General features: G+C 67.8%; 10 protein-coding genes and 1 pseudogene. 6 read left to right on the top strand and 5 right to left on the bottom strand.

The window, feature by feature from the left end:
• Nucleotides 1–37: 37 nt before the first annotated feature.
• The 4 genes from C7M71_RS25130 to C7M71_RS25115 all read right to left on the bottom strand — a co-directional run bounded on the left by C7M71_RS25130 (nt 38) and on the right by C7M71_RS25115 (nt 4,609).
• Nucleotides 38–877 (bottom strand): ABC transporter ATP-binding protein, encoded by an 840-nt coding sequence (locus C7M71_RS25130; protein ID WP_111489012.1) that lies wholly within the window; start codon nt 875–877, stop codon nt 38–40.
• Between the two features lie 38 nt (nt 878–915).
• A complete protein-coding gene (locus C7M71_RS25125; protein ID WP_111489014.1) occupies nt 916–1,977 on the bottom strand; it encodes a FecCD family ABC transporter permease in 1,062 nt (353 codons plus the stop codon).
• The gene (locus tag C7M71_RS25120) at nt 1,974–3,032 is read right to left on the bottom strand and encodes a FecCD family ABC transporter permease (RefSeq protein ID WP_111489016.1); all 1,059 of its coding nucleotides are present in this window, start codon (nt 3,030–3,032) and stop codon (nt 1,974–1,976) included. The genes C7M71_RS25125 and C7M71_RS25120 overlap by 4 nt, the downstream gene beginning before the upstream one ends.
• 221 nt (nt 3,033–3,253) lie before the next feature.
• Complete coding sequence (locus tag C7M71_RS25115) at nt 3,254–4,609, bottom strand: lysine N(6)-hydroxylase/L-ornithine N(5)-oxygenase family protein (protein WP_111489018.1); 1,356 nt, start codon at nt 4,607–4,609, stop codon at nt 3,254–3,256.
• Between the two features lie 270 nt (nt 4,610–4,879).
• On the opposite strand from C7M71_RS25115, the gene C7M71_RS25110 reads away from it, so the two are divergent.
• The 6 genes and pseudogenes from C7M71_RS25110 to C7M71_RS25085 form a co-directional block, all read left to right on the top strand.
• Complete coding sequence (locus C7M71_RS25110) at nt 4,880–5,824, top strand: methionyl-tRNA formyltransferase (protein WP_111489020.1); 945 nt, start codon at nt 4,880–4,882, stop codon at nt 5,822–5,824.
• Nucleotides 5,825–6,762: 938 nt separating this feature from the next.
• Nucleotides 6,763–8,055, top strand: a complete 1,293-nt coding sequence (locus C7M71_RS25105) for an extracellular solute-binding protein (RefSeq protein WP_111489022.1) — start codon at nt 6,763–6,765, stop codon at nt 8,053–8,055.
• A gap of 11 nt (nt 8,056–8,066) precedes the next feature.
• Nucleotides 8,067–9,089 (top strand): carbohydrate ABC transporter permease, encoded by a 1,023-nt coding sequence (locus tag C7M71_RS25100; protein WP_111489024.1) that lies wholly within the window; start codon nt 8,067–8,069, stop codon nt 9,087–9,089.
• A complete protein-coding gene (locus tag C7M71_RS25095; protein WP_111489026.1) occupies nt 9,089–9,991 on the top strand; it encodes a carbohydrate ABC transporter permease in 903 nt (300 codons plus the stop codon). Before C7M71_RS25100 ends, C7M71_RS25095 begins: the two co-directional genes overlap by 1 nt.
• Nucleotides 9,992–10,126: 135 nt before the next feature.
• Complete coding sequence (gene arfA / locus C7M71_RS25090) at nt 10,127–11,626, top strand: arabinosylfuranosidase ArfA (protein ID WP_111489028.1); 1,500 nt, start codon at nt 10,127–10,129, stop codon at nt 11,624–11,626.
• Between the two features lie 89 nt (nt 11,627–11,715).
• A pseudogene (locus tag C7M71_RS25085) lies at nt 11,716–11,973 on the top strand (DUF1152 domain-containing protein); the annotation flags it as partial.
• A 15-nt stretch (nt 11,974–11,988) separates the two neighbouring features.
• On the opposite strand, the gene ssuE reads toward C7M71_RS25085, so the two are convergent.
• Complete coding sequence (gene ssuE / locus C7M71_RS25080) at nt 11,989–12,546, bottom strand: NADPH-dependent FMN reductase (RefSeq protein WP_111489030.1); 558 nt, start codon at nt 12,544–12,546, stop codon at nt 11,989–11,991.
• Nucleotides 12,547–12,583: the final 37 nt, after the last annotated feature.

The raw sequence follows: 12,583 nt of genomic DNA, 5'->3' as shown, positions 1-12,583 counted from the left end.
GGTTAGCCTACCCTAATCTCTGCAACTTTGCCGAGAGCTAGCCGAGTTGGACGTGGGTTCGCCCGATCGGCACGATGAGCGGGCGGTCACCCACCGGGTCGTCGATCACCTTGGCGCGCAGTCCGAAGGCCTTGTGCAGCACCTCCGCGGTGATCACGTCACGCGGGTGCCCCTGCGCCAGGATCGACCCCGCCCTCATCACGATGAGGTTGTCGCTGTAGCGCGTGGCCAGATTGAGGTCGTGCAGCACCATGACCACCGTGCGCCCCGACTCGTGCAGGTCGTCCACCAGGTCGAGCACGTCGATCGCGTGCGCCAGGTCCAGGTAGGTGGTCGGCTCGTCCAGCAGCAGCAGGTCGGTGCCCTGGGCCAGGGTCATCGAGATCCAGACGCGCTGGCGCTGTCCGCCGGACAGCGAGTCGACCGGACGGTCGGCAAGGTCGGCCACCCCGGTCATCGCCAGCGCGTGCTCCACGACGGCGGCATCGTCCGACGACCACTGCCGCAGCCAGCTCTGGTGCGGATGGCGGCCCCTGGCGACCAAGTCGGCCACCGTCAGCCCCTCGGGCGCGACCGGTGCCTGCGGCAGCAGGCCGAGCTTCCTCGCCACGTCCCTGGTCCGGAGTGTGACGATGTCCTCGCCATCCAGCACGACCGTTCCCCTGGCCGGCTTGAGCAGCCGCGACAGGGTCCGCAGCAGGGTCGACTTCCCGCAGCCGTTGGGGCCGATGATCGTGGTGATCACCCCTGGCGGGATCGCCACGTCCAGATCGTCGATGACCGTCCGGCCGCCGTAGCCGACCCTGACGCCCCTGGCCGCCAGCCGGGCGACGTCATCGACCCCGGACTCGATCCCGGTGGTGTGCTGAGCGACCACAAGCCCTCCTTATTCAGGGATGCCAGATCTTGTACCGGCTATCTCAGGTTCGGCCGCACCAGCAGATAGACGAGGAAGGGGCCGCCGATCGCGGCGGTGACCACGCCGACCGGGAGGGTGATCGGCAGCGCCGTGCGCGCGACCAGGTCCGCGCCGATCAGCAGCAGGGCCCCCACCACACCGGAGGCCACCATCGGAGGTGTGGCGCACCGCGCCAGACGCATGGCCACCTGCGGCGCCACCAGCGCGACGAACGGGACCGGGCCGGCCACGCTCACCGCCACACCGGCCAGCAGGACCGCGCACAGCAGCAGGACCGCCCGGACCATCCGATACCGGACACCCAGGCCCGCGGCGATCTCGTCGCCGAAGTGCATCGGCTTGAACTGGAACGCCACACTCGACAGCACGATCAGGATGACGAGCAGGCACCAGAGCGCCGCCCGGAGTTCGTCCCACGACCGGTCCTCCAGTGAGCCGACCAACCACGCCTGGGCCCGGGCGACATCCCTGATGTCGGCGGTGACCAGCAGCCAGGTCGTGATCGCCTCCATCACCGCGCTCACCGAGATGCCGATGAGGATGAGCCGAAAGCCGTCGATCCCACGCCGCCACGCCAGGAAGTACACCAGCAGCCCCGTCCCGAGACCGCCCGCGAGAGCCGCCGCGGACAGGCCCACGGAGCCGACGATCGCCGCGGCGGTGCCGCCCGAGACCGTCACCAGGAAGACCGCGACCGCGCTGGAGCCCCCGGTGACCCCCAGAATGTCCGGGCTGGCGAGCGGATTGCGCGCGATGGACTGGGTGATCGCCCCGGACACCCCCAGCGCGATACCCACGATGAGCCCGGCCAGGGCACGCGGCATCCGCAGATCCATGACCACGAACCGGTCGACCCGCGCACCGTGGCCGAAGATCGTGGCGATCACCTGGGGCAGGGCGATGGGGAAGTCCCCGACGCCGATGGAGAGGCAGAACAGCAGGAAGGTCGCCGCCGCCAGCAGCAGCGTGACGCAGACGATCCACGGCCGCCATACGAACGACACGCGGCCGAGCCGCACGCCCGGCGCCACCGATGGCTTCACACCTGTCCCGTTCATGCGTTCCTGAACTTTCCCCGCCACACCAGGACCGCGAAGAACGGGGCGCCGAGGAGAGCGACGACGACACCAGCGGCCAACTCGCTCGGCCGCACCACCAAGCGCCCCACGATGTCGCAGACCAGGAGGACGATCGCGCCGAGCAGACCCGCGCACGGCACCAGCCAGCGGTAGTCCGGCCCGGCCAGATACCGGGCCACGTGGGCCACCATGAGCCCCAGGAACGCGATGGGGCCGCACGCCGCCGTCGCCGCGCCCGCCAGCAGGGTGATGGCGGTGATGCCGATGGTCCGGCTCAGCGCGATGTTCACTCCCAGCCCACGCGCCACGTCGTCACCCAGGTTGAGCAGGTTGATGGCGGGCAGCGTGGTGGCCGCCAGCACCAAGCCAACCGCGATGAACACGGTCACCGGCCAGATGACGTCGAATCCGACACCGGCAACGGAGCCCGCGTTCCAGAAGCGCAGCGCGTTCAGCGACGCCTGGTCCGACAGGGCGACCGCGGTGGTCATCGCCGCGAGGAAGACCGCGACCCCCTGCCCGGCCAGTGCGAGCGTCAGCGGGTTGCCGGCCCCCCGGCCGATGCTCGTCACCCCGAACACGACGGCACCGGCCACCGCCGCCCCCAGGAAGCCGAACCAGACGTACTGGAACGGGTTGGCGAACCCGAACAGGGCGATCACCGACACCACGGCGAACGAGGCACCGGAGTTCACCCCCAGCAGGCCCGTGTCGGCGATCGGGTTGCGCGTGTACCCCTGGATCAGCGCCCCACCGACCCCCAGGGCGACGCCCGCCACGATCGCGAGCACCGTCCTGGGCACCCGCACGGTCTGCACGATGAGACTGATCTCGGTGCGCCGCTGATCGGAGTCCGGCGCCGCGAACAACCCGTGCCACACCTCGGCAGGGCTCAACGCGCGCGCACCGACGGCCAGCGACACCACCCCGGCGGTCGCAAGGATCACCACAAGCATGCCCAAACCCGCAACCCGCCGCCGACGGGCCTGTGTTGTACCCCCGGACGCGGGGCGTTCGACTGTAGCCGTGCCCATGTCGACGTACGCTAGCCCTTTGCCTCGCCGGGGACGAACGGCCGGGCGGCGGCCCCGGCTGCCCTGGGGAGGGGTCTGCCGAACCCCGGTGGCGCAGGGCGGATACCAGTGGGCACGATCTTTCCTCTCACGGGGTGTCACAGTACTGTCGCGTCCGCCCGGGCGTCCGAACGGACCGTCAGACGACCGACGGCCCATCGCGGTCCGGTTCACGGAGCGCTTCAGCGGGCGGTGCTGCCGGTTCCGTCGGCGACCGTCCGGGCCTCGTCCCAAGCGGACCTCAGGCCCCGGTCGAGGAGCGAGTCCAGGATCTCGCCGACCCTGACGGCAGTGTTGGACAGCAGGGACGACGCGATGCCGTGCGTGTGCTCCGTGGCGCCCTGCAGGTAGATGCCGCAGCGCAGGTCGGGGTCGGCCGCGATGCGGTAGTCGCGCTCGACGCGGACGCGGCCCTCCTCGTCGCGGAGGCAGCGGTGCGCGACCTCGCCGAGCAGGCCGAGGGGGTCGGCGGGGCTGTAGCCGGTGGCGAAGACCACGACGTCCGCGTCCAGGGAGGTCTCCTCGCCGGTGACGAGGGAGGTAACGGTGGCCCGGACCTTGTCCGATACCTCCGTGACGTCGGTGAGCCGGGACACGTTGAGGAAGCGCAGACGCTCGGTGCCGAGGACCTTCTCCTGGTACATCTGCCGGTACAGATCGTCGATCAGGTCGATGTCCACCACGGAGTAGTTGGTGTTGCCGTGGTAGTCCATCAGCCGGCGCTTGACGCTCTCCGGCGCGGTGAAGAACTCGTCGACGGCGGCCGGGTCGAAGATCCGGTTGGCGAAGCTGCTGTCGTCGGCGGGGCTGTAGCCGTAGCGGGAGAAGACGGCGCAGACCTCGGCCTGGGGAAAGCGGCGGTGGAGGTAGGCGACGTTCTCGGCGGCGCTCTGTCCGGCGCCCACGACGATGAACCGGGAGGGCGAGGCACCCTCCAGTCCATCGACCTTGGCCAGCAGTTCGGAGTTGTGCCAGACGCGGTCGGTGCGCTCCACGCCCTCCGGCATAAAGGGGCGCAGGCCGGTGCCGATGACGAGGTTGCGCGCCCGGTGGACCGCGAGTCCGTCCCCCGACCGGACCGTCACATCCAGATATTCCACCGTACCGTCGTGGACGACAGGCATGACGCCGACGACCTCGTGGCCGTAGGAGACCATGCCGTCGACATGGCCGGCGGCCCACTCGAAGTAGTCGTGGAACTCCACCCGCAGGGGGAAGAGGTTCTTGTGGTTGATGAAGTCGATCAACCGTCCCTTGCTCTTGAGATAGCAGAGGAAGCTGTACTCGCTGGTGGGGTTCCGGAGCGTCACCAAGTCCTTGAGGAAGGACACCTGCATGGTCGCGTCGTCGATGAGCATCCCCCGGTGCCAGCCGAAGCGCGGCTGCTGCTCGAAGAAGAGGGCGGAGACCGCTTCCTCCTCGCCGACACGTGCGTTGTGCTCGCTGAGCGCGATCGCCATGGCCACATTGGACGGCCCGAAGCCGATGCCTATGAGGTCGTGGATCAGAGGGGCGTCGCCAGTACGAGCCTGTGCCATGTCACTCCCATCGTGCGGGCGGCCGCCGTGCGGGCAGGCAGGCAGGCAGCCGTTGGTCGAGCATCGGGAAGTACGGAATTCGGGCACGCCGAAGAACTGCGGCCCAGTAACTTAGGTGAGGCTAAGCTAATTTCGTGGCGCTGTCCACGGACAAAACGGGCGGCCAAGCGGGAGCCGACCCTCAACGCGCCTCCAGGCAAGCCTAGTTGACCACTTAGGCAAGCCTTGCTTTACTTTGCACGGCCAGTCCCCACCTGGAGGAGGAACCCCATGCGGGTCGTCATGTTCGGCTACCAGACGTGGGGGCACCGCACCCTGCAGGCCCTCCTGGACTCCGAGCACGACGTGGTGCTGGTCGTGACACACCCCAGGAGTGAGCACGCGTACGAGAAGATCTGGAGCGACTCGGTCGCCGACCTCGCGGAGGAGCGCGGCGTCCCCGTGCTCATCCGCAACCGCCCTGACGACGACGAGTTGTTCGAGCGGCTCAAGGAGGCCGCCCCGGACATCATCGTGGCCAACAACTGGCGGACGTGGATTCCCCCGCGCATCTTCAACCTGCCGCGCCACGGGACGCTGAACGTGCACGACTCGCTGCTGCCGAAGTACGCCGGCTTCTCCCCGCTGATCTGGGCACTGATCAACGGCGAGACCGAGGTGGGCGTCACCGCGCACCTGATGGACGACGAGCTCGACGCCGGCGACATCGTGCGGCAGGAAGCGGTACCGGTCGGGCCGACGGACACGGCCACCGATCTGTTCCACAAGACCGTCGACCTCATCGCCCCGGTCACCATCGGCGCGCTCGGCCTGATCACCTCCGGGCGCACCGAGTTCACCAAGCAGGACCGGTCCCAGGCGAGCTTCTTCCACAAGCGGTCCATCGAGGACAGCCGCATCGACTGGACGTGGCCGGCGGAGGACCTGGAGCGCCTGGTCCGAGCCCAGTCCGAGCCGTATCCGAGCGCATTCACCTTCCACCGGGGCAGGCGGCTTGAGGTCCTGGCCGCGCGCGTATCCGACGGCCGGTACGGCGGCACGCCCGGCCGCATCTTCTACCGTGAGGGCGACGGCGTGGCGATCGTCGCCGGAGCCGATGCCCGCACCGGCCGCAACCACGGCCTGGCCGTCACCCGTGTACGGACCGAGGACGGCCGGGAGATGCCCGCGGCCGAGTACTTCACCTCCATGGGCGGCTATCTGACCAACCGCTGACCCGCCGGACCGCGAAGGCGCAGATCTGACAGCAGCAGCTCTCTCGCGCCTCTCGGGCTCCGCGAGAGACCGCCGATCATGGCGGTTTCGCGACCCGGCGCTACAGGCCGTGGGTGCGGGCGGCCCCGCAGCAGGCGCAGTACGGAAGTGGACAGATCCAACCCGGACGGGCAGACAGGCACGCGAAGCTCCTGGCGGAGAAGGTTGCTCTTGGCCGACAACCTATCTACCAGGAGCTTCGCCGTTCCGTCACATCACCTGCATCGCCTCGCGAGCAGGTTGGAATGGCTCACTACCGGACTGCTTCCTCCGGGGACCCAACCGTCCCAGTATCAGGCTGGAACTTCAAGGAGCAGGCCGCACTACTTCCGGGTGCCATGGAACCCCGGCACAGCCGCAGCGGCACGCGAAGGCCCCGCCCGCGATCACGCGGAACAAACAGGGCGAACCGGCAGCCAAGTCAGGCAGTCACGATCACTGCGACGAATCGAGGTCAAAGCGACATCACGGGCACGCGATCAGCCGGCGTCAGCGGCGAACGGGCGCGATGGGTCGACCGATCGAAAACTTTCGACGCGCGAGCGTGCCGAACCGTTATGAGTTTCGGCCAACTTTCGGAAATGAATCGTTGACTGCCCCTCCGCGACGAGCGCATACTCTCCAGCGATCGAAACCTCCCGGTAACGGAGACGACCCCGTACGGTCACACCCGTCCACCCGGTACGTCCACCCGCGCATGCCCGGAGCAGGAGAGCAAGGGTCGCAGTGATCGCCTCGACTTCGCGCACGTGCCCGAACCTCGCTGTTGCCGCGGCCGGCCTGCCGCTTGAACGCCCAGGCCGACGCATGTACGAGTTCCTTGGTGTCCACCAGGACATGACGCGCACGAACTGTTCCCAGAAATTATGTCAGTGACAACAGATCACGGAGTTTCCACGATGGCGAGAAAGACCCGCGGCGCGACGGCTGTGGCGATCGGCTTGGGCATCGCACTTGCTGCCACCGGTTGTGCCGGCAGCGACGGTGACGGCGGCGGTTCGTCCGATGGCAAGGTCACGCTGACCGTCTGGGAGAACGCGCAGCCCGGGCCCGGTGCGAAGTACTGGACGGATGTCGCGGCGCAATATCACTCGCTGCACCCGAACATCACGGTCAAGATCCAGCAGATCCAGAACGAAGACCTCGACGGCAAGCTCCAGACCGCGCTCAACTCGAGCTCCGCGCCGGACATCTTCCTGCAGCGCGGTGGCGGCAAGATGCAGGCCATGGTCAACGCCGACCAACTCCAGGAGCTGAACCTCACCGACACCGACAAGGCGAATGCGGGCGCGGCAGCTCTCGCAGGCTATTCGATCGGCGGCAAGGTCTACGCGATGCCGCTCGACACGCAGCCCGAGGGCATCTACTACAGCAAGGACCTGTTCCAGAAGGCCGGCATCACCTCGACGCCGACGACGATGGAGGAGCTCGAGGCCGCTGTCGCGAAGCTGAAGGCGATCAAGGTCGCGCCGATCGCGGTCGGCGCCAAGGACGCCTGGCCGGCCGCGCACTGGTACTACAACTTCGCCCTGCGCGAGTGCAGCCAGGACACCATGACGGAGGCTGCCAAGTCCCTCAAGTTCACCGACCCGTGCTGGACCAAGGCGGGCGACGACCTGGCTTCGTTCCTGAAGGTCGAACCCTTCCAGAAGGGTTTCCTGACGACCTCGGCGCAGCAGGGCGCCGGGTCGTCGGCGGGCATGCTCGCGAATCACAAGGCGGGCATGGAGCTCATGGGCAACTGGAACCCCGGCGTGATCGGCAGCTTGACCCCCGATCAGAAGCCGCTCCCCGACCTGGGCTGGTTCCCCTTCCCCGCGGTGGCCGGTGGCCAGGGCGACCCGACCGCCATCATGGGCGGCCTCGACGGATACTCGCTGTCCAAGAAGGCACCGAAGGAGGCCCTTGAGTTCCTCCAGTTCCTGGTGACCAAGGACCAGCAGCAGGCCTATGGCAAGGCCTTCGTCGCGATCCCGGTGAACAAGGACGCCCAGGACGTCGTCACCGAGTCCTACAACGTCTCGGCGCTGGATGCCTTCAACAAGGCGGCCTACTCCGTGATGTTCCTTGACACCGAGTACGGGCAGAACGTCGGCAACGCCATGAACACCGCCGTCGTGAACCTGCTGGCCGGCAAGGGCACCGCAGCCGACATCGCCAAGGACACCAACGCCGCTGCCGCGAAGGGCTGAGTAATCAGACAATGAGCGACACCCTGGGTACTGACGCGGCCACCGGTCGCCAGTCGCAGGGCACGCCTGGAGTCGGGGGCGCGGCCAAGTCCGCGTCCCCGACTTCGCCGCAAGCGGCTGCGCGCCGCCGCGGCCGTGCCAAGATGCGACTCGAGATCGCGGTCCTGTCCGGGCCGGCGATCATTGTGTTCTTGGCATTCGTGATCTTCCCGGTCGCGCTCGCCGCGTACTACGGCTTCTACCGGTGGCACGGCTACGGGGCGCCCACCGACTGGGTCGGCCTGAACAACTACAAGCTGATCCTCACCGACCCCGCGTTCCAGCAAGTGCTGTGGCACAACGGCCTGATCGTGGTGCTCTCACTGGTCATCCAAGGCCCGCTGGCAATCATCCTCGCGCTCCTGCTCAACCAGAAGATCCGCGGCCGCTCGATCATCCGCGTCCTGATCTTCGTGCCCTACATCATCTCCGAGGTCATCGTCGGCACCGGTTGGAGCCTGATGCTGACGAGCACCGGCGCCGTCAACGACCTGCTGCACCACATCGGCCTGGGCTTCCTGCAGGCTGAATGGCTCTCCAGCCCGAAGCTGGCCATCTGGACGCTGATGGGCATCATCACGTGGAAGTACCTCGGCTTCGCGGTGATTCTGATGCTCGCCGGCCTTCAGTCGATCCCCGAGGAGCTCTTCGAGGCCGCTGAGCTCGACGGCGCCTCCTACTGGCAGATCCAGCGCCGCATCACACTGCCGCTGCTGGGGCCCACGATCCGCATCTGGGCGTTCCTGTCGATCATCGGCTCGCTGCAGCTGTTCGATCTCGTCTACATCATCTGGGGTCAGTACGTCTCGGGCACTGCGGGCACCTCGACCATGGCGATCTACATGCTCGCCCAGGGCCGCAACGCGGGCAACTACGGCTACGGCAACGCCATCGCGGTCGTGATGTTCCTGATCTCCCTCGTCGTCGCGCTGATCTATCAGCGTTTCGTCCTGCGCCGCGACCTCAAGGGCGCCGTCACTGAAGGAGCCGCCTGATGAGTGCGACGAGCGCCACCCCCTGGTTGTCCTCCGCCGGGGAGCCGAATGCGCCCGTCGGCCGTCGTGGCAATCGTGACAAGCCGCAGAAGTGGGGGAATCCCTTCACCTACTTCGTCGCGCTGCTCTTCATCGGGGTCTGCGTCGCACCAGTGCTCTATATCGTGCTCGGCGGATTCCGCACCAACGCGCAGATCACCACGCATCCGGCCGCCCTGCCGCACCCCTGGGTCGTCGGCAACTACATCAGTGTCCTGAGGTCGGTGACGTTCTGGGGTGAATTCGCGAACTCCCTCATCATCGCGCTCGTGAGCACCGTCGGCACCGTCGTCCTCGGCCTGATGGTGAGCTTCGTGCTCGCGCGCTATGAATTCAAGTTCAAGGGCGCGATGTATTCCCTGTTCGCGGCCGGCCTGATGTTCCCGATGGTCATCGCGATCACCCCGCTGTACATCGTCGTCAAAAACCTCGGCCTGGTCGACAACCTGTTCGGCGTGATCATCCCGCAGATCGCCTTCGGCCTGCCGACGACCGTCATCATCCTGGTGCCGTTCCTCAGAGCCATTCCGAAAGAGCTTGAGGAGGCCGCCGCGATCGACGGTGCCAGCCGACTCGGATTCTTCTTCCGCATGGTGATCCCGCTGTCGCTGCCCGGTGTGGTGACCGTTGGCATCCTCGGGTTCATCGGCAGCTGGAACAACTACGTCCTGCCCTTGTACGTCCTCAACTCGCAAGCGAACTTCACCCTGCCGCTCGGCGTCCAGGCGTTCTCCTCGCAGTACTCCACGGACACCGCCAGGGTCCTCGCCTTCACCTCACTCGCCATGCTGCCCGCGCTGATCTTCTTCTCGGTCTTCGAGAAGAAGATCGTCGGCGGTCTCACCGGTGCCGTGAAGGGCTGAAACCGGCGCCAGGATCTGCACCGGACCGTTCCACGCCTGCCCCTGCCGTGCCTCCGGCAGGGGCAGGCCGCTGATCGGCGGCGTCGTTCGGCACGCGGCACGCCCCGCGCCATCCCACAGACAAGGACCACTGAATTGCCCCGCGCCCACATCGAGCTCGACAAGCAGGCCGTCGTCGCTCCTGTCCGACGCCGCACCTTCGGCTCGTTCGTCGAGCACCTCGGCCGCTGCGTGTACACCGGGCTCTATGAGCCGGAACACCCGAGCGCGAATGATGAAGGGTTCCGCATGGACGTCGTCGAACTCGTCAGGGAGCTCGGCAGCACGACCATCCGCTACCCGGGCGGCAACTTCGTCTCGGGCTTCCGCTGGGAGGACTCGGTCGGCCCGCGCGAGAAGCGCCCGGTCCGCCGCGACCTCGCCTGGCACTCGCTCGAATCGAACCAGGTCGGCCTCGACGAGTTCGCCCGGTGGCTCAAGCTCACCGACTCCGAGCTGATGCTGGCGGTCAACGTCGCCACGCGGGGCATCCTGCCCGCCCTGGACCTACTCGAGTACGCCAACCACCCGTCCGGCACGGCACTGTCGGACTTGCGAATCGCCAACGGCACGCCCGACCCGCACAACGTGCGCATGTGGTGCCTCGGCAACGAAATGGACGGGCCGTGGCAGACCGGCTTCATGACGGCGGACGACTACGGCAAGATCGCCGCCCGCACCGCCGCCGCGATGAAGGCGGCCGACAAGGACCTCGAACTCGTCGTCTGCGGCTCCTCCGGCTCCGGCATGCCGACCTTCGGTGACTGGGAGCGCACGGTACTCGAGCACAGCTACGACCATGTCGACTACGTCTCCTGCCACGCGTACTACCAGGAGCTCGACAGCGACCTCGGCTCCTTCCTCGCCTCGGCGGTCGACATGGACTACTTCATCGACACCGTCGTCGCGACCGCCGACCACGTGGGATACAAGAAACGCTCGAACAAGAAGATCAACATCTCCTTCGACGAGTGGAACGTCTGGTACCTCAAGGAGCACCAGGAGTCCAAGGAGGTCAACGACGAGTGGCGCTACGCCCCTCGGCAGCTTGAGGACATATACACGGTGGCGGATGCCGTCGTCGTCGGCAACCTGCTGATGACGCTCCTCAAGCGCAGCGACCGCGTCACCTCGGCATCGCTCGCGCAGCTCGTCAACGTGATCGCGCCGATCATGACCGAGCCCGGCGGCCCGGCCTGGCGGCAGACGACCTTCTACCCGTTCTCGATCACGAGCCGGCTTGCTTCCGGCGAGGTGATCCGGCCCGCGATCGAGGCACCGACGTACACAACGGAGCGCCACGGCGAGGTATCCGTCATCGACGCCGTCGCGACCGTCGACGAGGACCGGGCCTCGGTCTTCCTCGTCAACCGCGACCTCAAGGAGGCGGCGCAGGTCACGATCGACGTGCGCAGCCTCGGGTCGTCCCGCATCGTCGAGGCGGCCACGCTCGCCGACTCCCACGTGTACGCGAAGAACACGCTCACCGAGCAGTACCGGGTGACCCCGTCCGTGAACACCAGCGCGACACTCGCCGACGGCGTGCTCACCGTCGAGCTGCCGCCGGTCTCATGGACGGCCATCGCCCTCCGCTGAGCGACGACACACAGCAGACCCGGCGCCCGGCTCGACCGCCGGGCGCCCGGGCAGCAGGCCAGGTCCCTGATCGCCGATCTCCGCATTGCCGGTGGCTCGCCCGGCACGGCATGGACCCGACCGTCTTCGCGCTCTCCCGCGCCGGGGTCCAGCCGCTGCGCGCCGCCTACCGGGCCCTCATCGCCCACCTCGGCGGCGTGGACGCGATCGTGCTGGTCGACGGCGGCACCGACATCCTGATGCGCGGCGACGAGTCAGGACTGGGTACCCCCGAGGAGGACATGGCCGGCCTCGCCGCCGTCAACGGACTCACCGAGATCGATCAGCGACGGGTTCCGGCAGCCGGGGGCTCGGAAGCCGGTTCACCCTGTCGGCGCGAGCACGGTGGTGCGGCCTCCCAGCGCGCTGGAGAAGTGGTCCGTGACCTGCTCCAGCGCCGTGGCGGCAGCGGGCGCGACGGTCAATGTGCCGTCGTCGCCGACCGCGAGGTCCTTGTCGAGCGTGAACCAGCCGGGCACGATGTGCGAGGCGCCCATGGAGCTCAGCACCGGACGCAACGCGTAGTCGATGGCCAGGACGTGCGCCGTGCTGCCACCGGTGGCCAGGGGCAGCACCGTCTTGCCGGTCAGCGCGTACTGCGGGAGCAGATCGAGCAGCGACTTCAACAGGCCTGAGTAGGCGGCCTTGTACACGGGGGTGCCGATCACCACCCCGTCCGCCTGCTCGAACAGGGCTGCGGCAGCGGTGATCGCCGGGTGCCGGAGGTCGGCGCCGAGCAGCGCCTGCGGGGGCAGGGTCCGCACCTCCAGCGGAGTCACGTCGTGGCCCTGGAGGCGGAGCCGGTCGTCGAGGTGACGCAGCAGTCGTGTGGTGCGGGAGGTGTGGGAGGGGCTTCCGGAGACGGACAGGATCGAGGCCATGACGGGACCTTTCGGGATCGGGGTTCAGACGCTCCGC

It is taken from the genome of Peterkaempfera bronchialis (assembly GCF_003258605.2).
GTDB classification, from domain to species: domain Bacteria; phylum Actinomycetota; class Actinomycetes; order Streptomycetales; family Streptomycetaceae; genus Peterkaempfera; species Peterkaempfera bronchialis.
Note: the sequence above shows the minus strand (reverse complement) of the source record. Positions and strands in the feature narration are given on the sequence as shown.

Excerpts from the sequence above, each read along its gene's own strand:
- C7M71_RS25120 (WP_111489016.1), bottom strand. The coding sequence starts at position 3,032 with ATGGGCACGGCTACAGTCGAACGCCCCGCGTCCGGGGGTACAACACAG.
- C7M71_RS25095 (WP_111489026.1), top strand. The coding sequence starts at position 9,089 with ATGAGTGCGACGAGCGCCACCCCCTGGTTGTCCTCCGCCGGGGAGCCG.
- C7M71_RS25115 (WP_111489018.1), bottom strand. The coding sequence starts at position 4,609 with ATGGCACAGGCTCGTACTGGCGACGCCCCTCTGATCCACGACCTCATA.
- C7M71_RS25125 (WP_111489014.1), bottom strand. The coding sequence starts at position 1,977 with ATGAACGGGACAGGTGTGAAGCCATCGGTGGCGCCGGGCGTGCGGCTC.
- C7M71_RS25105 (WP_111489022.1), top strand. The coding sequence starts at position 6,763 with ATGGCGAGAAAGACCCGCGGCGCGACGGCTGTGGCGATCGGCTTGGGC.
- ssuE (WP_111489030.1), bottom strand. The coding sequence starts at position 12,546 with ATGGCCTCGATCCTGTCCGTCTCCGGAAGCCCCTCCCACACCTCCCGC.
- C7M71_RS25110 (WP_111489020.1), top strand. The coding sequence starts at position 4,880 with ATGCGGGTCGTCATGTTCGGCTACCAGACGTGGGGGCACCGCACCCTG.
- C7M71_RS25100 (WP_111489024.1), top strand. The coding sequence starts at position 8,067 with ATGAGCGACACCCTGGGTACTGACGCGGCCACCGGTCGCCAGTCGCAG.